At 41.9% G+C, this 23,045-nt stretch carries 17 protein-coding genes and 2 pseudogenes; 10 read left to right on the forward strand and 9 right to left on the reverse strand.

Features of this window, described 5'->3' with window-relative positions:
* The first annotated feature begins 4 nt into the window (after positions 1–4).
* The 8 genes from ACYRY3_RS20695 (at position 5) to ACYRY3_RS20730 (ending at position 8,374) form a co-directional block, all read left to right on the forward strand.
* On the forward strand, positions 5–3,007 hold the full coding sequence (locus ACYRY3_RS20695) for a peptidase domain-containing ABC transporter (protein WP_460203503.1): 3,003 nt from the start codon (positions 5–7) through the stop codon (positions 3,005–3,007).
* A gap of 99 nt (positions 3,008–3,106) precedes the next feature.
* Positions 3,107–4,663, forward strand: coding sequence for an HlyD family efflux transporter periplasmic adaptor subunit (locus tag ACYRY3_RS20700; protein WP_460203504.1), 1,557 nt, complete (start codon positions 3,107–3,109; stop codon positions 4,661–4,663).
* A 62-nt stretch (positions 4,664–4,725) separates the two neighbouring features.
* Entirely contained in the window at positions 4,726–5,508 is a 783-nt protein-coding gene (locus tag ACYRY3_RS20705) for a peptidylprolyl isomerase (RefSeq protein ID WP_460203505.1), read from the forward strand.
* 483 nt (positions 5,509–5,991) lie between these two features.
* A complete protein-coding gene (locus tag ACYRY3_RS20710; RefSeq protein WP_460203506.1) occupies positions 5,992–6,213 on the forward strand; it encodes a hypothetical protein in 222 nt (73 codons plus the stop codon).
* A 95-nt stretch (positions 6,214–6,308) separates the two neighbouring features.
* On the forward strand, positions 6,309–6,599 hold the full coding sequence (locus ACYRY3_RS20715) for a hypothetical protein (protein ID WP_460203507.1): 291 nt from the start codon (positions 6,309–6,311) through the stop codon (positions 6,597–6,599).
* 270 nt (positions 6,600–6,869) lie between these two features.
* A complete protein-coding gene (locus ACYRY3_RS20720; protein WP_460203508.1) occupies positions 6,870–7,121 on the forward strand; it encodes a hypothetical protein in 252 nt (83 codons plus the stop codon).
* 659 nt (positions 7,122–7,780) lie between these two features.
* A complete protein-coding gene (locus ACYRY3_RS20725) occupies positions 7,781–8,041 on the forward strand; it encodes a hypothetical protein (protein WP_460203509.1) in 261 nt (86 codons plus the stop codon).
* A 78-nt stretch (positions 8,042–8,119) separates the two neighbouring features.
* On the forward strand, positions 8,120–8,374 hold the full coding sequence (locus ACYRY3_RS20730; RefSeq protein WP_460203510.1) for a hypothetical protein: 255 nt from the start codon (positions 8,120–8,122) through the stop codon (positions 8,372–8,374).
* A gap of 284 nt (positions 8,375–8,658) precedes the next feature.
* On the opposite strand, the gene ACYRY3_RS20735 is transcribed toward ACYRY3_RS20730, so the two are convergent.
* The 7 genes and pseudogenes from ACYRY3_RS20735 to ACYRY3_RS20765 all read right to left on the reverse strand — a co-directional run bounded on the left by ACYRY3_RS20735 (position 8,659) and on the right by ACYRY3_RS20765 (position 16,408).
* Positions 8,659–9,522 carry a hypothetical protein gene (locus tag ACYRY3_RS20735; RefSeq protein WP_460203511.1) on the reverse strand — a complete coding sequence of 288 codons (864 nt, stop codon included), beginning with the start codon at positions 9,520–9,522 and terminating at the stop codon, positions 8,659–8,661.
* Between the two features lie 642 nt (positions 9,523–10,164).
* On the reverse strand, positions 10,165–11,010 hold the full coding sequence (locus tag ACYRY3_RS20740; RefSeq protein WP_460203512.1) for a hypothetical protein: 846 nt from the start codon (positions 11,008–11,010) through the stop codon (positions 10,165–10,167).
* Positions 11,011–11,574: 564 nt separating this feature from the next.
* Positions 11,575–12,987, reverse strand: a complete 1,413-nt coding sequence (locus ACYRY3_RS20745; RefSeq protein ID WP_460203513.1) for a M16 family metallopeptidase — start codon at positions 12,985–12,987, stop codon at positions 11,575–11,577.
* Positions 12,988–13,129: 142 nt separating this feature from the next.
* Positions 13,130–14,089, reverse strand: a pseudogene (locus ACYRY3_RS20750) (M16 family metallopeptidase); the annotation flags it as partial.
* Between the two features lie 203 nt (positions 14,090–14,292).
* Complete coding sequence (locus ACYRY3_RS20755) at positions 14,293–14,787, reverse strand: DUF6985 domain-containing protein (RefSeq protein WP_460203514.1); 495 nt, start codon at positions 14,785–14,787, stop codon at positions 14,293–14,295.
* 139 nt (positions 14,788–14,926) lie between these two features.
* Positions 14,927–15,919: a tyrosine-type recombinase/integrase gene (locus tag ACYRY3_RS20760; RefSeq protein ID WP_460203515.1), complete on the reverse strand. Its 993-nt coding sequence runs from the start codon at positions 15,917–15,919 to the stop codon at positions 14,927–14,929.
* 99 nt (positions 15,920–16,018) lie between these two features.
* Entirely contained in the window at positions 16,019–16,408 is a 390-nt protein-coding gene (locus ACYRY3_RS20765) for a four helix bundle protein (protein ID WP_460203572.1), read from the reverse strand.
* Positions 16,409–17,382: 974 nt separating this feature from the next.
* Between ACYRY3_RS20765 and ACYRY3_RS20770 the strand changes: the two are divergent.
* Positions 17,383–18,015: pseudogene (locus ACYRY3_RS20770) on the forward strand (biliverdin-producing heme oxygenase); the annotation flags it as partial.
* A gap of 991 nt (positions 18,016–19,006) precedes the next feature.
* Here ACYRY3_RS20770 and ACYRY3_RS20775 read toward each other — a convergent pair.
* Positions 19,007–20,098 carry a glycosyltransferase family 4 protein gene (locus tag ACYRY3_RS20775; protein WP_460203516.1) on the reverse strand — a complete coding sequence of 364 codons (1,092 nt, stop codon included), beginning with the start codon at positions 20,096–20,098 and terminating at the stop codon, positions 19,007–19,009.
* A gap of 356 nt (positions 20,099–20,454) precedes the next feature.
* On the opposite strand from ACYRY3_RS20775, the gene tsaA reads away from it, so the two are divergent.
* Complete coding sequence (gene tsaA, locus ACYRY3_RS20780; RefSeq protein WP_460203517.1) at positions 20,455–21,021, forward strand: tRNA (N6-threonylcarbamoyladenosine(37)-N6)-methyltransferase TrmO; 567 nt, start codon at positions 20,455–20,457, stop codon at positions 21,019–21,021.
* A 706-nt stretch (positions 21,022–21,727) separates the two neighbouring features.
* On the opposite strand, the gene egtC is transcribed toward tsaA, so the two are convergent.
* Positions 21,728–22,525: an ergothioneine biosynthesis protein EgtC gene (gene egtC / locus ACYRY3_RS20785; protein ID WP_460203519.1), complete on the reverse strand. Its 798-nt coding sequence runs from the start codon at positions 22,523–22,525 to the stop codon at positions 21,728–21,730.
* Positions 22,526–23,045: the final 520 nt, after the last annotated feature.

Consider the following 23,045-nt stretch of genomic DNA (forward strand, 5'->3'; position numbering starts at 1 on the left):
TCATTTGTCATTTGTCTACTCTGCGCTAGTAGAAATCGTTGAACCACCAGTCACAAAACAGTTCTGGCAATTAACACTAACTAATCCGGGAATATACATAGTTCTTTCGGGAAAAGTCAGACTTTTAGATAGCGCAGAGAACTTAATTACAACGCTGAGTGCAGGGTCATCTTTTGGGGAGGCGTCGCTGTTTCCACAAGACGACTTTCAGCCCTATGCAGCGCGAGCTTCTTTCAACCTCAAGCTTTGCTATCTCAAGCAGGAGATTTTGCAGGCTTTGATGGATAAGTATCCCAGCTTGAGCGAACGCCTATTTCAACGAGCAGAACTATGGGATTTAGTAGTCTTATGTTGCCAAAACTCACAATTCCAACGTCAGGCGCTAGATGTGCCAGCGATGCTGAAAGCGTTGTCCTGTTTCTCACGGCACAATCTAGAAATTGGCAACTTAAATCCAGACCAAACGAACAATAGCAAGCTTTGGTTACTGCGTTCGGGGGAATTACAGCATTCTGACGGTCATCGATTGCTACCCGGTCATTTATATACTCCGACCAAGCAAGGTAGTTGGCAGGTTACAAAACAGACCATTGCCTACAGTCTTAGTGATTCAAATTGGCAATCCGCTATAAAATGCTTGCCAAACCTAGCACAGTTGGTTGACAACTCAGACAACCAGAATGCCATTGCACAACCTAAGTCTCGTCCAAGCAAGAAAGAACCAGAACGAATAACCTCCTCCCAGAAAGTTATTCCCTTTCCCCTACAAAGCCCTAAAACAAAAGAACAAAAGAAATTACGCCCTTATTTTCCCAGCCCTAAAGTTAGAGTCGGACAACTTTGGGAACGTCTGAGCCGTCGGTATCCATTTTATGCACAACAAAGTGCTGCAGATTGTGGTGCTGCCTGCTTAGTCATGATTGGTCATTATTGGGGGAAACACTTTAGCGTTAATCGATTGCGAGAGCAAGCCAACGTCAACCGTAGTGGTGCATCGCTGCGTGCTTTGGCAACTGCAGCAGAAAACCTCGGCTTTTCATCTCGACCGGTAAAAGCAAGTCTGGATAAATTGGCAGAACAACCTCTTCCGGCGATCGCTCACTGGGAGGGCAAGCATTATATTGTTGTCTATGAAATCACTAACAGGCAGGTCATTGTTGGCGATCCGGCTATCGGTCAACTCAGCCTAACTCATGCTCAATTCAAGGCAGGGTGGACTGGTTACGCATTGCTGCTGCAACCCACAGCACTCCTTGAACAATCTGAAGAAGCAAGCCCGTCATTTTGGCGGTTTTTTGAGTTAGTCAAACCACACTCTAAAGTCCTGTTAGATGTTTTTTTAGCTTCGGTGTTGATTCAGGTTTTTGGACTGGTGACGCCGTTATTGACGCAGCTATTGCTAGATAGGGTGATTGTACAAGGAAGTACAATGACTCTCAACGCCGTCGGTTTTGGGTTACTGATTTTTGGTTTGTTCCGCATTATCGCCAACGGTGTACGGCAATATCTGTTAGATCACACAGCTAATCGCGTCTCTACAGCAATGCTTGTGGGTTTTATCAAACACACCTTCCGCTTGCCCCTGGAGTTCTTTGAGTCGCGTTATGTAGGTGATATTGTCTCTCGCATTCAAGAAAACCAAAAGATTCAGCGTTTTCTCACTGGTGAAGCACTGTCAATTTGTTTGGATTTGCTGACAGTGTTTATCTATCTTGGACTTATGTTTTGGTACAGTTGGCAGATGGCATTGCTGGTGCTGTTGATTGTGCCGCCATTTTTCCTCGTAGCACTGTTTTCTACCACGATTTTGCGTCGTATTTCCCGAGAGATTTTTACCGCAGGCGCAGAAGAAAACAGCTATCTTATCCAATCCTTAACCGGGATTCGCTCTGTCCGCTCAATGGCAATTGAGCAAACAGTACGCTGGCACTGGGAAGAGCTTTTAAACAAGCTGATTAAAAAAGGATTTAGAGCACAAGTTATTGCCAACCGCCTACAGATTATCAGTGCAACTATTGAAACTTTAGTAACAACAGGGTTACTGTGGTACGGAGCATCATTGGTTATTCAGAACCAACTGACCATTGGTCAACTCATAGCCTTCAATATGTTGTTAGGCAACATTATTCGTCCCTTCCAGCGCCTGAGCGTGCTGTGGAATCAACTGCAGGAAGTGATGGTTTCTGCGGAACGCATTAACGACGTGCTGGAAGCCGAACCGGAAGAAGACTTGTTCACCTCATCCCGTCAATCTTTAAGAAAGCTTCACGGTCACATTCGCTTTGAGAACGTAACTTTTCGCTATCACCCAGAAAGCGAAATCAACGTGCTAGAAAATCTCACTTTTGAAATCCAGCCCGAGCAAACGGTAGCAGTAGTAGGGCGTAGCGGTTCCGGGAAAACTACCCTTTCCAAATTAATCTTAGGGCTCTATCCTCCGACAGAGGGGAAAGTCTTAATAGACGGTCATGACATTACCACTATTTCTCTGCGATCGCTGCGTTCTCAAATCGGTACTGTAGACCAAGATACCTTTTTGTTTGGCGGTACGATTCGGGAAAACTTGAGTATTGCTCATCCAGAAGCCTGTTTGGAAGAGGTCATGGAGGCAGCTCGTCTGGCTGGTGCTGATGAATTTATTCAAAAATTACCAATGGGCTACGAAACCCAAATCGGTGAGGGTGGTGGAATGCTCTCCGGGGGTCAGCGCCAACGTTTAGCGATCGCCCGTGCATTATTGGGCAATCCCCGGTTCCTAATTTTTGATGAAGCCACTAGTAACCTGGACGCAGAATCAGAACGGATTATTCAAAATAATTTGAAAACCATTCTCAAGGGACGCACCAGTTTGATAATAGCCCATCGCCTTTCTACGGTACGCAATGCTGACCTCATAATCGTGTTGGATCGAGGTGTATTAGTAGAAAGCGGTACTCATGATGAATTGATTGCTAAAAAAGGACATTACTACTACCTCAACCAGCAACAACTAGCTCACGCAGGTTAGTCATCAGTCAGTAGTTGTCAGTCCACCACTTTATTTCACGATCTTTCCTAACTTTCCTATTTTTCCTGTCTTTCCTACCTTGTAGTTGGAGAAAGAAATATGCCACAACCATCTCATCATTCATCGTCCTATCTTGCTAGAAGCGAGCCAGATGAATATAGAAGTGACAAAAGTATAAAGAATAATGCAAATCTCGCTGAGATTGAGATAAACGCAGCAAGTGAGGCAAATGATTGGCACTACGGTACTGAAGAGCTGCTAGATGCTTTACCACGTCCTTGGGCTCGCTCTTTGCTTTATCTGTTACTCGGTTTTTGCGCTATGGCTATACCTTGGACAATACTGTCAAAAGTCGATGAGACGGGCAGTGCTAGAGGACGTATAGAGCCAAAAGGCGCAACACAGAAAATAGATAGTCCAACTCTTGGAAGCGTCCGGGCTGTAAAGGTTAAAGAAGGTGAAAAAGTTAAAGCCGGACAGATTCTGGTCGAATTAGAGTCGGATGTGCTACAAAGCAATCTCCAACAAACTTATGCAAAATTACAGGGTTTACAAACCCAACAGGCTTCTTTAGAAGTTCTTAAGAATCAGTTAATGCTCTCTGTTCGGACACAGCAGCAACAAAATCAAGCTCAAGAATTGGCAAAACTTGCTCAAGTCGAACAGGCGCGGCAGAACCTAAATGCTCTCAAAACTGCTTATAACATCCAAAAGGAAGAAAAACTGGCGAAAGTTAACCAGATGCAGCAAGCTCTGGATTCTAGTAAAGCAGCTTATAAGGTAGCATTCGTTCGTTTTCAAGGTGCTCAAGAAAAAGTCCCACGTTATAAAAAAGCTTATGAAGACGGTGCCATTTCACAAGATCGCTTCAATGAGGTGAAACAGTCAGAAAAAGAAAGTTCCGAACGCCTTATCCAGGCTCAAACAGAGATTTTGCAAGCTCAATCCGGGCTGCAAGAACAACAAAGCATTTATGAGAAAGCCCTGCATCAAGCTAAATCAGAGATCCAGCAAGCCTCACTTCGCCTGCAGCAAGAAGAACGAAGTTATCAAAGCTTGATTCATACAGGGAAACTTGCAAGCCTCAAAACTGAAGAACAACTTAAAGAACTGCAAGCAAAGACCGATTCCCTGCAATCAGAAATTGCCCAAACTCAAAGCCAAATTACATCCTTAAAGATTCAGTTGCAGGAACGATTGGTGCGATCGCCCATCGATGGTGTCATTTTTGAGCTGCCTGTTGCCAAGCCAGGAGCGGTACTCCAAGCTGGTGAAAGAGTTGCCCAAATTGCACCCAAAAATGCCGGCTTAGTTCTCAAAGCTAAGATGCCAAGTACCGAAAGCGGCTTCTTGAAAGCGGGGATGTCAGTCAAAATTAAGTTTGATGCATACCCATTTCAGGAATACGGCATCGTACAGGGGAAAGTGACTTGGATTTCTCCAGACTCCAAAACGAGCGAAACACCTCAAGGCAATATAGAAACCTATGAGTTAGAAGTTGCTCTGGATGAATCATATCTCCACAATGGCAACAAACACATTCCAATTACCCCCGGACAGACAGCAACAGCTGAGGTCATTGTCCGTCAGAGGCGTGTCATTGACTTTTTATTAGACCCATTTAAGAAATTGCAAAAAGAAGGCTTGGAATTGTAAGCACTCTTCACAACACTCCCGATCTCCGCTCCTAAATCCAACATCCTTGGAGGGATTGCGTCATGTCAAACATTCTCAATATTTCTGATGAAGACATAGTTCACTACATTAAGTTCTCTTGTCAGATTCCTAGTGTGGTTGAAGCTATTGCTACACAAAAAATTATTGCCGAAACAGCCCAACAAGAAGGAATTACAGCCACGCCAGAAGAAATACAGCACGAAGGAGATAGATTTCGGTTCGCTAAAAAACTGGTGAAAGCCACAGACACTTGGGATTGGCTGAAACACCATCATTTTTCTCTGGAGGATTTTGAAGCCTTAATTCAGACCAACGTCCTTTCTCGAAAGTTAGCGCACCATTTATTTGCAGATAAAGTCGAACAGTTTTTCTACGAGCACCAACTCAACTATATTCTCGCTGTAACTTATGAAATCATCTTCGATGATAGGGATTTGGCTTTAGAACTGTTTTACGCCCTTGAAGAAGGCGAAATCAGTTTTCCAGAAATTGCTCGCTCTTACATCTCAAATCCAGAACTTCGTCGCACGGGAGGATATCAAGGGCTCAAACGACGTGGAGACTTTCGACCGGAAATTGCAGCAGCAGTATTTGCCACAAATCCTCCACAGATTCTCAAACCCATCACTACATCCAAAGGAGTATATTTAATTTTTGTAGAGGAAATTATTCAACCGCAATTGGACGAACAACTACGCTTTCAAATACAGCAAGAATTGTTTTCTGGCTGGTTAAAGCGACAAATTGAGCAACGACAGATTCTGGTTTGTTTAAGTTCAGATAGCAATTTACAACTATCCCAAGAACCTTTACCGTCAGCGTAAACGTTTGAAAATAAGCAGCCCTAAAACGTAGGACTGGCTTTTATCTAAATTTACTGAATAAGAATTGAGTGTAAAAAATTCACTATTTTTGCATTGGCTATATCTTTCTCAATTTACTTTGTTCAGTAAGTAAATAAGATGTGAATGATTGAACATATTTCGAGAGTAAAGGAATTTTATTATGAATAAATAAAAAGCTTTAGTACAAATTTTTTTTATTGTTCTCTCTTATTAGAGTGAATGGGATTCCTGCGTTTATTTTTATGCTGAAAATCCTAAAAACTCTAGGGTAAGAGAGATATATCTGTTGGAAATAAAAAGCTTTTTACTATTATAAAGTTCGGCTATTTATTTAAATAAAAAAATAAAGTTTTTGTAAAAACACTAGTTATTTAGTTTTAGTAGTGTTATTGTTTAAATGTCACTAGAAAACGAATGGAAGTGACAAAAAGATCAGTTTAGTAATTCTTAGGAGAACCAATCATGATTATCAACGATCTTTCTCACGTAGAAATCGTTACCGCTGAAGACAACAATATTCAAGGTGGATTAGCAGTTTCAAATGCTAATGCTAGTGCATTTGCGAATGGTAACTTCTTTGCTGGCACATCAACCAGCACTTTTACTTCTGCTTCTTCATCGTTCTTCTTCTTCCCCTTTAACTCAGCTAGCTCTACCTCTAGCTCTTCTTCTGCTGCAGATTAAATACACTTTAATCTTAGAGTGCATTTAGGCTAGAAAAATCGCTGAAAGCTTTTCACAACTTTCAGCGATATAGCTATTTACCAAGGAGATCTTTCATGGAACGATTAAGAATTCTCGATCTCAGCTTCTGTGAAAATGAAGTTTCCGATCTCGGTCAAGTACAAGGAGGAAATCTTGTAGTTGGCTTAGCAGTTGGTTTTGATGCCGCTAACAGAACCGCCTTTACTTCAAACTTCTCTTTTGAGAGAACTGGTTTGACTAGTGCCGATATTATCGTTAGTGGTGGTGCTAGTGCTAGTGGTGCTACTGGTGGCGCTGCTAGTGGCGCTGCTGCTGCTGGTGGATTTGTTAGTGTCTTTTCCTCTGCATCTGCAACAGCCTCCTAACCTTGTATAACCAGATTTTAAGTAGTCTTTAGGAGCCATCACCATAAAGACTACTTAATTCAAAAGTTACTACCTAAAGCACCGGTTCGGTCATCCCACCCAACCCAGTTTCTGTGTTTTTAAAGACCAAGATTTCCTCGCCTACACTCAAAAAAACTGGCTTTTTTCTCTACTTTTGAAGAGCAGATTTGCTTTTTAGAAGCCCCGATGAGGCTCGTGATTTTCATCAATAATTAATATTTACATAGTAATCCTAAAAAGGAGAATAGGATGGAAATTCGTGATTTGGACTACCAGCAAGGTTATTTAGAGCCTCTGAACGATCTGAGAGATGAAAGGATAGTTGGGGGCAATGGTGGTGTCATTGTCTTATCTACAACTGGAACGTTACTTATTGCCGACTATACCGGAGGCAATACCATACAAGCCAGTAATGCTAGCTTTGCTTCAATTACAGGGTCTTTTCCCGATGTTCAGATAAGTGGTGGAACATTAATTCAAGGAATAATACAACCACGTTAGATTCAAGTCTTTTTCCCAACGTCAGCAGTATAAGTTAGCAGAGGTGCTCGAACCGTCAAAGTGTGTTTGTAGATGCAAGCACACTTTAAATATATAGTCTCATATGTTGCACCGCTATTCCACTCCAAGACACAAGCTCAAGAGTATTACAACAAGAAGGTAATAAGGGCTGGAACCTTGCTTAAGTCTTCACGCATTAAGAGGTCATTTGTAAAGGGTGGGCAATACCCACCAGAGCAAACTCTTGGTTGGTATTGCTGCCAACATGGAACCCTTATTGTTGGGTAGAGTTCTGCCAACGCCACTTCACTCAACTCTGGAGACTAGAGCACTTTTTGTGGCTCCCCAACCTACCTCTTCTTAATATTTACTTTATAAATCATCTCTAAGGCAAGCTCTCGGTTGTTATACATAAAAAGACTGGGCTTTCGTAGCTCTCACTTGAAAAAAGCAAGTTTTTAAACATTACTATATTGATAGTTTTTATTTATCATTTAGCTAGAATTTTGTTTTAGCTAAATTATTCTTTTTTGCGTATTTTTTAAAAAAAATATATTGAAAATCATTTAAAAACCTCTTGCTAAATTAACAATAATGTCTATAATTAAATTATTGAATTGATACAATTCAATTTCAACAATCTCACCTAAAAAGAATTTATGGCTACTACGCTAAAAATAGCTGAATTGAAGCCTACAAATCAATTTGAGCCAGTTTCTGACTCAGATTTAGAGGCAATTCATGGAGGCGAAGGTTTCCAATTGGTTATAGGTTCGACCAGTGCCACCACAGGTGCTGCCATAGGAGGAAGAGTTCAAAACTCTACTAACTCCTTTTTTACTTTAAACGGAGGAGTTGGATCGGATTTTTTCTCTGCTTCCGTTCAAAGTACTGCTATCTCAACTTCTTTCCCTTTCTAAAAATTATTAGGAAGAATTTTAGAGGGATAGCGAATAAGATACGTCAGCATACAATCAAGAAAACTCAACGGAGAAATTATGGCTAGCATCAAAATTGCTGAATTACAATCTGGCTTGTTTGAAGAAGTATCAGCTACAGATTTAGAGGCTGTCAATGGGGGTACTACTCCTGGTGCTCAATTTACTGGCTCAACTTCAGGAGCCATATTAGGTTTTGCTAGTGGTGGTGGAACAACAAGTGTTGGTTCACAGAGTACCAGCCAACTTTCTGGTGTAGTAGGTAATTTTAACGTATTCTTTGGCACGCAAACCTTTGGTTTTACTACACCCTAGTTAGTTCACCTTAAGTATTAGCTAAAATAGTTGTTGGGGCTGGAATTAAGATTGAATTCTAGCCCTTTATATTTACAGCACATTGCAACGCGGAGGAGGTACAGACTGTTGTAAGGGGGCAAGGCGTTGCGCCCCTACCGATGTACTTCATTTACCTGAGATACGCTGTAAATGTCGTGCCTTGTGTCACAAAACAGTTAATTGGGAACTGTTAGGCAGTCTGCTATATAAAACCTAGACAAGTCTAGACTTTACTTTCTACCTCATTGGGAGCATGGGAGCGATTATCTCTCTTCGTTACCTACTAATAATGCAGCCGAAGAGGATTTTTGGCGTTTGCGTATCCAGGTAACACCAAGTACCGTGCAACTAAACAGAGAACTTAGAATTGATGAGCATTCGGGGACTTGAACTCTAACTTGGTTCCTTTTAACTTCAACTAACGTTACAAGAGTTGATTCCTTAAAAATACGGGAATATGTACCGTTGAAAGAAGCCCTAGCATATTCTTGTATTCCATCGGTAGATTTATCAATGTCAATCTGGTTTGGCGCAAAGACGATATTGGAGCTTTGTTGAATTTTAAAAACGTCGTTACCTGGAGTTTGTAAATTTCCAGCTATTGTAAAAAAGTCTAAAAGACTACCATTGGTACTGTCGTATAGTTCTAATGAGAGAAGCCCATCAGCAGTAGCAAGTTCAGTATTTGGATCGTCTATCGATGTTTCCAGATTTAATAAGCCGTTGAAGTCAAAAGAAAACTTTTCGCCTGCTTGTACCTTAAAGTTATAACCGAAAATGGCAGCAATGCTTGCTCCCTTTCCAATATAGTTATAACCTTGACCTTGAGCCTGACTAACTGATGAGTTAGAGGCAGATGTCAGGGAAGAGTTTGTTCCATCGGCTATAAAATTTGCAGTTGCATCAGCATTGGCGCTGACTTGACCACCATCGCTAATCGCTTCAGTTGTAGTATCAGTTAGAGTTTGAACACCTAATGGGCTAATACTAAACCCGTTAATGTTAAATTCTGCGACAGAATGTGCAAAAGTAGCAGCCTGACTTGGTGAAGTTGCCAACATTGAAGTGGCGATCGCAGGCGTGGCTAGCAGCAAAAACTGTTGACCAAAGTTCAAGTATTTTCTCATATAATTATTGGTTGACGAATACGAATTGCGTTACAAACAAGGCAAAGTTACTGACCCGTTTCAATAGAGGACAGCAGGAAAAAGCTGACAAACGATGTTATTGCTCTAGAAAAATTGCCCAGATTCCGGTGTCATGTTTTATATCTTGCACCACTTACAAAAAGGCTTCTAGGCTCGAAATTGTCCGTGTATTATTCAATATTCAAAAATCCGATTAAAAAAATCGATTTCTTTAAATTGGCTCAATTTAATATCGATTTTTCAATCAAAAAAATCGGGTTTTTGAAATGTTTGAATAGAGATTTTAGAGCGTCATAGACAATAGATGTTATGTGCGATGTAACTATACTAATGGTGTCTCAAATAGTTTTTTATAAAACTCAAGTAAATTACTGTGTTTTTTTAAGTAGAGGATTAGCAATGCGCTTGTAAAGCTAATTATAAAAAATTGTAAATTATAGTTTTAATAAAGTTTAAATGAACAAGCAGACATCAAAAGGTTAAGTAAATAAAAAATAGGGTGTGGAGGTAAGCGGTATTACTTAGTTCCACACCCGCTCGCAAAAATGAGCTTTGCTTGTATAGCCTCACCCGCAGGATTTTGTCGAGTGATTGCTTAAAACCTTAAATTGTGGCGTCTTGTCAGCAGGGCTTACTCAATGCGTTGTCCTCAGGCTTGGCAGTAGCTAATTGACGTTTAAGTTTAGCAGCAATACTCATTATGCCCGAGGATAAAACTAAAGCTAGGATTGCTGAAGGTTCAGGTGCTTTGACTCTGGTCTGATTGCTTTTAACTTCTACTAGAGTTACCTTCGTGTTGTTAGTGAAAGTGCGTTGAAAAGAACCCTCAACAAAAATTCCAGCAGTTTCTTCTGTTCCTTCAAAATCCAATTCTTGAGATACCTGAGTTAAGGAAACATTATCACTTGTGTCAAAGACAACAAAGTCGTCATTGCCTTCCGTAATTAAATTTCCACTAAGACTAAAGAAGTCTAAAATGCGATCGCTAGCCGCATCGATTAAAAAGAAAGATATATCTCCACGGGCTGTTGCATTCTCTACAGGTGAGTTATCTATTGATGTTTCCATCTCTAAATTCGCCAAAAAATCAAAAGACAGCGTTTGATTTGTGTCAACAGAGAATTCACCGATAACTTGAGCTTTACTTTCTGCTAGCCCCAGATAATCTTTACCGTCACCAGAAGCTCCACTGAAAGATAAATTGAATGCTTCTGGTGGAGTTGTGGTAAAAAGTGCGTATGCTTGAGCAATCGCTTGCACCCTACCATCCTTAGCAATAGCAACAGTGTTGGTGTCAGTCTCTGTTCCAATATTGACTGGAATTTGACTAAAGTTTGTAAACTCTAGTGCTCCTTGAGAAGTTGCAAAAGTAGCAGCTTGACTGGGGTAAATTGCTAACAAAGAACTACCAAGAGATGGAGCAGTCAGTAACAATCCACGCTTTATGATTTCCTGGTATTGCTTCATACGTTTTTTGTTTGTACTTTTATCGCGCTTGTATTGCAAGTGTTGTATCAAACTTGCTGGTTTACCTTGGTAGTTAGGAAACAGCAAAAAATGAGCTTGGATAATTCTCAAGCTGCTTGTACCATCGGCAGAAATTTTCTTCTGTTGAAGAATGCTTGTTACTATTCCTTACACCCTAACTCCAGTAATAACCGCATCCGTACTTCAGTAATGTACCCTGGAACGTAGATAATTGGTTACATAAGTATACTAATCGCCCCTCAGTAAGTTTTTTGTAAACTTTAAGTAAAAGACAGTATTTTTATTCAAAAGTTTAGTTATGCTCTTGCAAAAAATAGAAAAAAGTATAAATTGATACTAAAATAGGGTGCTTTAACCTTTAGACAAAGTGTGAAGCCCAGCCATTGATTAGCAGAAAATTAGCTTAATCCAAAAGAAGCCCCACGCCTGACACGAAGTGCAGCGTGGGATGAATTTTGGGATAATCAGGTTGCGTCAAGCGACCTATGTTGACCCGCCGCTAATTTATAGATGAAAAATGGCAATCTTGAACCAAAGAAATAGCTATTTGTTCTGCGCTTGTGTTGGCGAACCAGGAATAGTCACATCTATGGGTGTCACCTCTGCTGATAGCTTTGTCAAAGGCGGATTAATAGCAGTTTGATTACCCACCACCAGAGTGACTAAATTCTCTGGTTTAAGATATTGCTTGGCAACCCGTTGTACATCGGCTGCTGTGGTTGCGGCTACCGCTTTTTGATAGCGGAACAAGAAATCAGAGGGATAGCCGTAATATTCATAGCGCATCAAACGTGACAGCGTTTGACTGGGGTCTTCAAAATTGAAGACAAAAGAATTGAGAGTGGACTCTTTTGCAAAAGCCAATTCTTGTGGTTTGACAGGTTCTGCTTGCAAGCGCTTAATCTCTGCTTGAACCGCTTTGACAAACTGTACCGTAGCATCAGAACGTGTTTGTCCGCCAGCAATGAAAACTCCAGGGTAATCATAGCGGGGGCTCCAGGAACCATATACTGAATAAGCCAAGCCTTGACGGGAGCGTACCTCATTAAATAAGCGTCCACCAAACCCACTCAAAACCCCGTTTAACACATCTAGCGCTGGGTAGTCGGGATTGTTGAGCAATCCTCCCAAATGCCCGATCAGAATATTACTTTGAGTTAATTGGGGCTGATTGACAAAAAAGGTACCACCTGTTCTCGCTTGGGATACTGAGGGTAACTGAGGTTTAGCCATTTGAGGATTAGCTTTCCAATCACCGAGCTTGGCTTGGATAAGCGATCGCATTTTTTTAGAGTCAAAATCCCCCACAATGCCCAAAATGATATTTTTTGGGTAAAAAGACTGCTGATAAAACCTGACTAAATCCTCACGGGAGATGTTATTTAGAGTTGCATACTCCACCGTGCGGGCATAGGGGCTTTCTTCTCCATAAATCAACTTCTGAAATTCCCGATTGGCAATCTCATCCGGATCGTCATTGCGACGGGAAATAGAACCCCGTACTTGGGTTTTTGCCAAATCCAACTTGTCTTGAGGAAACGCCGGTTCCCGCAGCACTTCTGCAAACAGCCCAAAAACCGTTTCTACATCCTCGGTCAGCGCTTCAAAGCCAGCACTCCCAGAAGATTCACCAATACCAGTTTCTACTGAAGCTGCTCGTTGTTCTAATAATTGGTTAAGCTCATCTGGAGAATGCTTCAGAGTTCCCCCAGACCTCATCACCGTACCCGTCAACGAAGCCAAGCCAACTTTATCTCCAGGTTCAAAGCGATCGCCAGTACGTACCAATGCCGAACCGCTCACCAACGGTAATTCGTGATTTTCCATCAAATACACGACCATACCGTTACTCAACACATACCGTTCGTACTTCGGTAATTTTACCTCCGGGAGTGGCGGCAACTGCAATTCCGTATAATGCTTTGCTGCCGTCGCCGCTTCTGTAAGGTTCAGCATTCCAAAACACAGTAACGGAACAAGGGCAAAACAAACCAGCAACGAGTTAAACAACCTTTTCACCTTCTCCTTATTTCTTTTACGGCTATACCTCTTCATATCTCTCATAAAGCGCCCTTTGCGTCTTTGCGGTTTATTACTCTTACCCTTGCTTCGACAACAGCTTGCCAATAGTGCGATTTTCAGGTGAAAACGTTGCCCTCGCCACCCGTTGAATATCAGCAGCTGTTACAGCTTCAATTTCATCCAACTGCTTAAACAGATTCCGCCAAGAGCCAGTTTTCACTTCATACTCCAACAACTGCTGCGCCATTCCCATATTAGAATCTAATGTACGCAACAAACCTGCTCTAGCCTGTGTTTTCACGCGATCCAACTCAGTCGCTGAAACAGGTTCCGTTTTCAACCTATCTATTTCCTTTCGCAAAGCCACTGCCACTTCATCCACACTACGACCCGGAGCCGTGAGAGTATAAAATAACATCAAATTCGGATATTTATCTCCTGGAAATCCGCTAAATCCCTGTGCTGCTAGTGCCAATCGTTGTTTTTCTACTAAAGACTTGTACAGCCGTGAGGTGCGCCCGTCACTGAGTAAGCTGCCAATGATTTCATAGACTGCTTGGTCGGGATGAGTTATCCCCGGACGGTGGTAACCTTCTAAATACCAAGGCTGGGAAGGTAACTCTAAGGAAACCGCTCGTGTTTCTGTTTGCTTTGGTTCCGTTGGGATTTTTGTAATAAATTTTGGTTTGGCTTTATATCTTCCAAAGTAAGTTTGTGCCAGTCTTTTCACTTCGTTGGGATTGACATCACCAACAACAGCGATTGTTAGATTACTGGGGACATAATGAGTCTCAAAAAATTTCTGTATATCATCGGTTGTTAGATTGCGGATATCTTCGTCATAACCAATGACCGGGCGTCTGTAGGGATGAACTTTGAAAGCAGCATCGATAAACTTTTCAATCATTAATCCAATTGGTGAGTTCTCAACCCGCAGGCGTCGTTCTTCCAGAATCACATCTTTCTCTTTATAAAACTCGCGCCGAAGAACAGGGTCGAGAAATCTTTCTGATTCCAGAGACATCCACAGTTCTAAACTCTAGACAGGGTAAGCATTTGAGCGTTTATTTTCTAATAAAATAGCTGAAATCAAGATTTTTGGTGAAAGTCTTACGCTGTAAGGATTCTAGATTATTCCCTCCCGAAAGTGATAAAAGAGGGATAATCTAGTTTTCCTTTTAAAGTCGTGTAACAAGCTGCAGGCTCTTAAGAATGAAGGTGCGCTCGCACTCCACAAAATCAGAAAAATTCAGCATAATTACCCAAACTTCTGTCAACTTTTTGATTGGGGCTGGCATTTCCGTAGTAAGGACCTACATACATCAAGAAATTGGTATTCTTGACTAACCATTGCATACCGTGCTCTGGCTCCCAGTCGCAGTCGAGCTCGACATCAACAAAGGTACTGTTGGGATCTTCATCGCTCGATTCAAAATGGATGTTTATCGGCTTACAATACTGCCAGATTTCTGGCGGTGAACCAATTATAAGGTCATCTAACCCGTCGCAGGCATCCGAATAGTCTTTGTAATATTCAAAACTGGCAGACTGTAGCTTTATAAATATAGTTTCCCCCCAATCAAAGAAAGCTTCAATGCACCGCTTGTCATAATCGTCGATCTTTTTGCTCACAAACACAGGAACTGTGCAATCAAAGAAAGCAAAGTAAATACTGCCCTCTGACCCACCTTCATCAAAGGTGGCTAAAACTTTACTGAGTGTATCTGGTTTCATGGCATAAGTGTATAGCTATAGCTATGCATAAGTTCAGTTCAGCATAAGACTTTTATGCAACTGTTCATAATTCTTTACTTATATCGAACATCTGGAATTTGCTTACCCAAGAGCATAGGGCAGCGTAGATTGCTGCCCCCTAAATCAAATCCGATATCTTGTCCGACATCTGTTTCTGTAAATTTTGACGGTTATCATCATATTTTAGGACCGTCTGCACTTGGGCGTGACGGCTAAAGCGCTGGGTAGCACGGTAGTTACCATTATTCTGGTCCAGTACAGTTGTAATTGCACTGTGGCGGACGCGGTGTGGTGACATCTTCTTGGTAATTCCGGCTTGCTTGCACAACCCATCCACCAGTCGCCTAATGGCTTCCCCAGTTAGTCGCTCGCCATTGTTATGATATGCCAGCACCGTAAACATGGGGTCATCATTACGTTTCTTCTTGGCAGATTTTAACCAAACAGAAATCGCATCAACTGTCTTTTCTGAGAGATCCACAACTTGCTTTTGCGTCCCCTTACCTTTACCCAAGATAGATAAAGTTTTTTCCCTAGCGTTAAAGTCCCCTACATTTAAATTGACTATTTCATTCCGACGTAGGGCATTATCCCAGAGTAATCTCAGTATTGCATAATCTCGTTTTCCTTTTAGAGTATCGCGATCGCACAACCCAATGACTTTGGCATAGTCACTCGGTGGAATGCCTTTAGTATCCCGGTAAGGAACCACCTTCTCTCCTTTAACATCATCCAGAGAAAAATTGCACACCCCCAATCGTCGCCCCATTTCTACCATAGATTTGATTGCACTCAAACGGCGGTTGACTGTTGCTTCTGCTAGTTTCTTTTTCATGAGGTGGGCTTTGTATTTGAAAACCAGAGCTACAGCGTGTTTTTGCTCCAAGTGCAGAAATTCCAAAACCAAATCCCGACTGGGTTCTTTTTTAGCTATGTACAAAAAAAAGTCCCGTAAATCTTTTTGGTACTCGCGCTTGGTATTGAGACTTCGCTTGTCCCCAATCAATTGCTCCACCACATCCGGGTCGTTTTCTATTGAAAAGTTTTCCCCGATACTGAGGGCAAAGGAACTTTCTAAAACACTGATATTTTCTGGATGAATGGAACTCATATGAAAACCCAAGGGTGCAGGTTTGGTCGAGAGGCGGAGGAGCTGGGGAGCTGGGGAGCTGGGGAGCTGAGGAGCTGGGGAGATGGGGAGTGAAGATGTCTAATTTTTCATCATTAGCCAAGGTGTTGGGTTGTTAATCATATTGACTAGACTACCGAGAACTTGGTTGTAAACTCCATAAAGTTCTCTACCAATTTCAACATCCATGTAGTTGCATTTAACGGCAAACTCAATCCATGTTTGGGTTTCAGCTGCCTCTGCTTCGCAATCATTGAGCTTGGCAACGAAAGCCGCTTCATATCGACGCTTACGCCAAGCTTCAGCTAAATTAGCACAAACAGAGCGTGATGAGCGACGAATTTGGTCTGTCAAAGAATATCGTTCTTCTGAAGGAAATCTTTTAGACACCTCAAATATTTTCATTGCGGCATCGAAAGCCATTTGATAAACTCTTAAATCTTTATGATTTTTGATTGCAACTCTTTCCATATCTATTCTTTCCATCTCCTTCACTCCTCTGCCCCCCTGCTCCGAAGCCCCGAAGCCCCGAAGCCCCGAAGCCCCGAAGCCCCCCTGCTCCGAAGCCCCGAAGCCCCCCTGCACCTCTGCCCCCCTGCTCCTCTGCTCCGAAGCCCCGAAGCCCCCCTGCTTTCTTATCCTAGTATTTTTTAATCTAAATAGTGCGGAAAGCAGCATTGTCGCACTATTTTTCAAAGGTAAGGGAGACCGCTAACAGAGAGTTTTTGTTAGTCTATTGACAGTTTTCTGAGCGCTCTTGCGGAATCTCTGCTTGGTGAGACCAGTCCTGAAGGAGGGTCTCCCTCCGCTCTTAGCTGGCGAACCCGAAGGGGGAGACCCTGGTTGAGCAAGTTCTGACGTTGAATGTAGAATCCCTGCGGCTAAAGCCCAGGGAGTGTCAACTAGACAGGTGCAAGATCTGAGCCTCTGACAGGCGCGGCGAACGCTCCCGTGAAATATGAAAGAAACACAATTTTCCGGAAGCCTCGATACATAAGGGTTTTGAAATGTGTTTCTTAGGAGTTAATCGGTCATTCATCCCACGCTCCCCTACGGGAGACCTGGGGCTTCTGACCGATTAAGCTAAACTTGAAGAAAATCTTAAAAAATTTATGTTTTTAGGTTCTTGAACAGACGATCTAAAGCCTGAACAAGAACTGGCAGAATTTGCAGTCCAAAATTATATTTTCCTTTAACTTTATTATGTTGTCTTGTCAAAGCTTCAGTGTACTAGCAAACTAAACTTTATAACACCTGCGGCAATGTGTTAGTTCAACCTTGCTGATTTGAGGATGATTTTAAACTTGTAGCACTGCCCGTTAAGTTACCTAAATGTAGGGCATATATCCTAACTACAACTCATCCCTAATTTATGCAACGCCGATTTTTAAACTCCTTCGCAATTCAGCTGACGGGAGTTAACTAGTAAAGTTGAGAAATTTAGCATGAGTAGCAATTTAGCAATTAAACTGCATGAAGGAGCAAAAAAGATCTACACCATAGGAGAACATGTTGATTTTGCTAAATGTGTTCTAAAATGTGTGGTTCAGCTAACTTCATACCGCAAGCTTGTTGCCAACCTCTACTTCGTCTATTCAGCTTTGGAAGAGGAAGTAGAGCGGCATCAGCAGCACCCAATTTTATCAAAGGTCTACTTTAGGGAGTTGAATCGCAAGCGTAACTTGGAAGAAGACTTGAAATATTACTATGGATCTCAATGGCAGGAGCAAATAAAGCTTTTGCCTACTGGTGAAGCTTACGTAAAACGGATTCGGGAAATATCCAATTTTCAGCCAGTACTATTAATTTCTCATATGTATACTCGCTATTTCGGCGATTTGTCTGGTGGACAGATTATTAAAGGTATTGCCGCAAGAGCGATGAAGCTTTCAAATGGGCAAGGTATTGCTTTTTACGACTTTCCTGAAATTCCTAACAAAAAGCAGTTTAAAGCCGCTTATCGTCAAAGGTTAAATGAATTACCCCTTGATGACGCAATGACCAATTGCATTATAGAAGAAGCCAAAGCTGCTTTTTATATGAACATGAAAGTGTTCAAAGAACTAGAAAAGAACTTATAGTGTTAAACACAAGGCAGTGATGTTGATAACGCACCCATTTCAAGGCGAAGCCTTGTTGTGGGTGGGGAATCAAGGGAAGAAAAATTGTCAGGGTTCAGATAGCAGAAAAAGGAATAAGAAAAGGAAACACAATTTGATAATCAGTGTATGCGTAAAACTGAGCAAAAATTCCCCACCCGTAGTTTTCAACTAGATTTTGTCTAAATTTTTATCTAATTGTTTTCAGCACAACAGCATAGCTGCTTTCTTTAAACTATTCCCCTCCTATAGTGAGAAATGAGGTATCTACTATGAAAATCCTGTTAAACCTCATCCATCTTGAGAACTGGAGTTTTTCCAGAAGATATATTACTCTGAATTAAGTGGGTGTGATAAAGAACGAAACACACAGTTTTACTACGATTGACCAGGATTTAATTTGTTTTAGCACGATTTGGTAATACGACTAGAACACCAATTCATTAATAGAACAAAAGACTAATCAACCCTGTTTTAACGTCTTTGATAACCAAACATTCCTTGTTGCAACCCAACAAAACTTGGTTTTTTGTCATGATTCCGATTACTGAATCGCTGTTCTAGTAATGGTTGATTCTGGAGACTGATTCATTAGTTTTCTTTATGACTGCTCAAAAACGAGCAACTTCTTTGAATTCAAGGGAAAACTGTATCATAGACTACTATTTTTTGACGATCTGCCCAAAGCCTCAGACAAAGTCATTTGAGAGGTGTGTGTTCATCCTTGAAAGGTCAGCTTCGACCACGATGAACACATTAGGCCAGGGTAGGCTGCCTAACTATTCCTACTGAACTACGTCATCTAGGTGGTTGGGTCTAGAATCCGCTTGCTACTTATGACGACTACAGAGGAGTACAAAAAGTGAACGATGAAAAACGGGTAATTACTACGATTTACTACGTTTTATCGACTACTCAATACAAATGACCAATGACTAATGACGAATGACAGTCATAAAAAAGCTGCTAACTAACGCCTAAAAGCTGTAATTGATTCCAAAGAGGTTCTGAGAGCAGAATTGAACCAACTCCTAAAGTTGCGTTCCCCGACGATTTTCTCATAAACTGCCTCGTATCCATCTACCATCTGGGTAACACTAAATTTGTTTTCCACGTGTTCTCGGCACTTTTGGCGATCGAGTTCCAAGGCTTTAGGTATCATCGCCGCCATTTCTTCATAGCTTTGGCACACGATACCTGTCTGTCCGTGAGCAATGACCTCCGATACAGAACCCATATTCATGGCTATAACTGGTGTCCCGGTCGCCATAGATTCAGCCATCACCAACCCAAAAGGTTCACACCACGTGATGGGGAACAGAGTAATCGCTGCATTCCCCAAAAGTTCGGCTTTTTGAGCGTGATTAACTTCGCCCAAAAATTCTATTTGCTTACCATCAATGTGGGGAGCAATTTCTTGTTCAAAAAACTTCTTGTCTACAACATCCACCTTACCAGCCATCTTTAAGCGCCAGCCTGCTTGCTTAGCAATATTAATGGCGTGTTGAGGTCCTTTTTCTGGGGAGAAGCGTCCTAAAAATGCCAGATAGGGTGGTTCTTGGGGTTTTGCAAAAAATGGAAACGCAGAGACGTTGATACCGTTGTAAACAGTGGCAGCGTAATTGAGGTTTAGCAGACGTTGGGCATCACTAATGCTAATGTATGGTTGCGTGTGGTACTGTCTAAATACTTTGCTGTTGTCGCGAGTGAAGATACCATGCAGGGTATGCACTGTTGGTGTTGACACCGTACTAGCCCAAGGCAACGACCAAACTCCTATGTGGGAGTGGATAATATCAAATTCTGCAGCACGTTGGTAAGCTTGGCTAGCGTGTAAAATCTCGTACATTACGGGTTCTTGTATGCTTGTATCCAAGCGCAATGCACGGGGGCTACAGGCTTCTAATCGAGCTAGGGTTTGGGAATCACCCGATGCGAATAACGTGACATCGTGACCTCTACGTACCAATTCATCGGTCAAACGACTCACAACTAGCTCTGTGCCTCCATAGGTGGTAGGCGGAACTTGTTCCCACAAGGGGGCAATTTGTGCAATTTTCATAATATATCCGATTCAGCAGTCAAAAGCCCTATAGATTGGACTGGATTTCAGATTGAGGTAGAATATCCTCCCCTGACATCTGCAATCGACTGTCACCTCACTTGCAGTAAATTATGCAGCAATGGTCAACCGAACCGAAAAACTCATCTCCAGTGAGTGTAGATATATTTACTACTAACGAATATAAAAGCGGGTTTTGGGAAAAACATCTATCTAAAGGATTAATATTGTAATCGGCTTATCGCGATCGCATTGAGGAGGTTCCAGAAGAATTAAACTAGTAGTATGTTAAAAATTCCAAAGAGTGCGATATTGCACTCCTAGAAGCACAAAATGTCACGAGATCGACTCACTTCATGCCCAAACTGCCTCCTAAGGACTACGTTCAAGCTGTAACCTTTCCCGATGGAATCACTTTACGCCCCATTGGTGTAGTGCATTCTCCCTACAAAGAGCGTCACGGGACACCGCGTCAATCCCAACTTCAATATGCACCGCCATATTACAAGCCTGCGATCGCGCAAATCGAGATCTTTGGTGATATTGTGCCAGCGATCGCACTTAAAGACATGGATGGATTTGAGCGTATTTGGGTGATTGCATGGTTGCACCTGAACAAGCATTGGAACCCAACTGTGATACTTCCCCGTGGTCCACGGGTGCGACGGGGCACATTAGCAACTCGCGCCCCCCATCGTCCCAACCCTATTGGAATCAGCGCACCCAAACTGATCAAAATAGAAGGTTTGGTTTTGCACGTGGAGGGGATTGATTTACTTGACAAAACGCCCATACTAGACATTAAACCTTACGTAGCCTACTGTGATTCCTTTCCCAATGCTAGGTGTGGCTATGTAAATGAGATGGAAGACGCTAAAGAGCATGAAATAGATATATTTGGGCACCACAGACCGCCTGTATGAGTTCCAACGAGCAATTTTCCGTTCTGCACGCTGTTGTTGAAGTTGTGCAGCAATAGCAATTAAACCTCAGAAAATCCTCAGGTTTGTTTGGTAGTTTTTAAATTGTTTTTGTATCCACTGGCTGGCCCGCTTAGCGGGCTTTACTTACACCATTCTACCTCAAATTCATAGCGTTGATTATTGTTTTCACAAAATCGCCATCAAACCTGCTTTGTAGTCTTTGATGTATTTCAAAATACAAAACCCGTGTTGCCTGTCCACAAACAGAATGATTGGTTCTGGAGAAGAGCAGGTTAAATTTTATTAAAAAATCCCCAGTGGTTACCAAATAAATTTAACAGGAAAAGAGGGCGAAATTCTGACTTGAATAGTAAATTCTGAACTGAGGACAAAGGCTTGCTATCTCATGAGGTAAAACTCTTGCACTAGCTCTAATCCAGCGATCGTGCTGATTTTTCTTGATTTCCTAACTTGCCCGTAAATAAAAACCACGTACTAGGATAGTTAGTACGTGGTTAACCAGCAAAGTATTTAACTTCCAAAAGAGAATATTAACCTAAAAGGTCTTGTTACGTGACAATTATGGTTTGTCTTAAGAATTCCCCTGAAATAAATAATCCGAAAATCTGAAGTGGTCAGAAGAGTAGTGCGCCCTGATACCAAAATGCATTCAAAGATATCACTTGTTCTAGAGACAACCTAGCAATTAACAGGCGATGGCGATTCTGCTAGTCCTTGCCTGCAATGACTCCGCTTCAACAAATAGCGTATTGTGGTCGGCAAAGGCAGTCCAATTTTGGTCAGATAAAGGCTCAGAAGCAACAATCACTTGAGTTGGGTGGTGTACATCATTACAAGACCAATAAAGAGTAGGGGCTTCCATGCGGTAGGCATAGCGACTCGCCGCCAGAGATTGACCATCACTGACAATGACATTGGCACTAAAACGGGTATCGTATTTTTTAGCCAAGTCTGTCAACTTTTGGAGTGTGGCACGTAAGGCAGACAACAGAGTACTGTCTGGAGACGACTGCCACATTTCCACCAGCAGGGCGAAGATGTGTTCCGAGTCAGTCATACCTTTAATGAGGCGGTATGTAGAATCAGAAAGACTCTCACGTATCGGTCTGTAAAGCGTTTGTGGAAAGTTTGCGATTTCACCATTATGCACAAACAACAGCTTGTCACTGCGGAATGGCTGACAGTTGCTAATATCGAGGGGTTCCCCCATTCCAGCCAGTCGGACATACCCCACAGCACAAGAAGATTGTACGTAATGGCTCAACTCTTTGAGATTTGAATCGTTCCACATCGGGATAGTGTTCCGATAAATAAATGATTTACCCGTATCATCGTACCAACCTACACCAACCCCATCTGCACAAACGACTCCTGAGTTTAATTCCAGAGCGTTGTAACTTTGGTTGTAGAGCGAATGCTCTTGCTTGTACAGTAACTCATCCAATCGGATGCTATTACCAAGGTAGCCAACTAATCTACACATCAGAAAAACAGCTATATTTTAGCTGGATATAGTTATCGACATAAGGTTTGCATATAAAATTTTAGCGTCCTAACTTTTTTCCGCTATCCTACACAAGGGAGATATGGGTAAAAAAGGATGAAGGATAAAGGATGAACGATGAAAAGTAGCCCACCTTAATAAAAGTAGGGTGGGCACTGCCCACCTAAAGAAGGATGAAGGATAAAGGATAAAGGATGAAAAATAGCACCTTCCAATCAAAGTAGGGTGGGCACTGCCCACCTAAAGAAGGATGAAGGATAAATGATAAAAAATGAAAAATAGCACCTTCTAATCAAAGTAGGGTGGGCACTGCCCACCATTAATCAGCTTTCTAAACTGTAGATTGCGCTGCAAGAACAGTTAATGTAGAGCTTACTTTTCACAGTTGCTTGAATTCTGAGGAATCAATTTTCTACTTACAGCCAAAATGAAAAACTGCAACCAATGGTTGCAGAAATTGGTTTGATACCATTTAGTAATTTTTTATACCGCAATACTT

The sequence above is a fragment of the Scytonema sp. NUACC21 genome (genome assembly GCF_054684315.1).

Excerpts from the sequence above, each read along its gene's own strand:
- ACYRY3_RS20755 (WP_460203514.1), bottom strand. The coding sequence starts at position 14,787 with ATGAAACCAGATACACTCAGTAAAGTTTTAGCCACCTTTGATGAAGGT.
- ACYRY3_RS20710 (WP_460203506.1), top strand. The coding sequence starts at position 5,992 with ATGATTATCAACGATCTTTCTCACGTAGAAATCGTTACCGCTGAAGAC.
- ACYRY3_RS20735 (WP_460203511.1), bottom strand. The coding sequence starts at position 9,522 with ATGAGAAAATACTTGAACTTTGGTCAACAGTTTTTGCTGCTAGCCACG.
- ACYRY3_RS20705 (WP_460203505.1), top strand. The coding sequence starts at position 4,726 with ATGTCAAACATTCTCAATATTTCTGATGAAGACATAGTTCACTACATT.
- ACYRY3_RS20700 (WP_460203504.1), top strand. The coding sequence starts at position 3,107 with ATGCCACAACCATCTCATCATTCATCGTCCTATCTTGCTAGAAGCGAG.
- egtC (WP_460203519.1), bottom strand. The coding sequence starts at position 22,525 with ATGTGTAGATTAGTTGGCTACCTTGGTAATAGCATCCGATTGGATGAG.
- ACYRY3_RS20745 (WP_460203513.1), bottom strand. The coding sequence starts at position 12,987 with ATGCTGAACCTTACAGAAGCGGCGACGGCAGCAAAGCATTATACGGAA.
- tsaA (WP_460203517.1), top strand. The coding sequence starts at position 20,455 with ATGCCCAAACTGCCTCCTAAGGACTACGTTCAAGCTGTAACCTTTCCC.
- ACYRY3_RS20725 (WP_460203509.1), top strand. The coding sequence starts at position 7,781 with ATGGCTACTACGCTAAAAATAGCTGAATTGAAGCCTACAAATCAATTT.
- ACYRY3_RS20760 (WP_460203515.1), bottom strand. The coding sequence starts at position 15,919 with ATGAGTTCCATTCATCCAGAAAATATCAGTGTTTTAGAAAGTTCCTTT.
- ACYRY3_RS20730 (WP_460203510.1), top strand. The coding sequence starts at position 8,120 with ATGGCTAGCATCAAAATTGCTGAATTACAATCTGGCTTGTTTGAAGAA.
- ACYRY3_RS20765 (WP_460203572.1), bottom strand. The coding sequence starts at position 16,408 with ATGGAAAGAGTTGCAATCAAAAATCATAAAGATTTAAGAGTTTATCAA.
- ACYRY3_RS20720 (WP_460203508.1), top strand. The coding sequence starts at position 6,870 with ATGGAAATTCGTGATTTGGACTACCAGCAAGGTTATTTAGAGCCTCTG.
- ACYRY3_RS20775 (WP_460203516.1), bottom strand. The coding sequence starts at position 20,098 with ATGAAAATTGCACAAATTGCCCCCTTGTGGGAACAAGTTCCGCCTACC.
- ACYRY3_RS20715 (WP_460203507.1), top strand. The coding sequence starts at position 6,309 with ATGGAACGATTAAGAATTCTCGATCTCAGCTTCTGTGAAAATGAAGTT.
- ACYRY3_RS20740 (WP_460203512.1), bottom strand. The coding sequence starts at position 11,010 with ATGAAGCAATACCAGGAAATCATAAAGCGTGGATTGTTACTGACTGCT.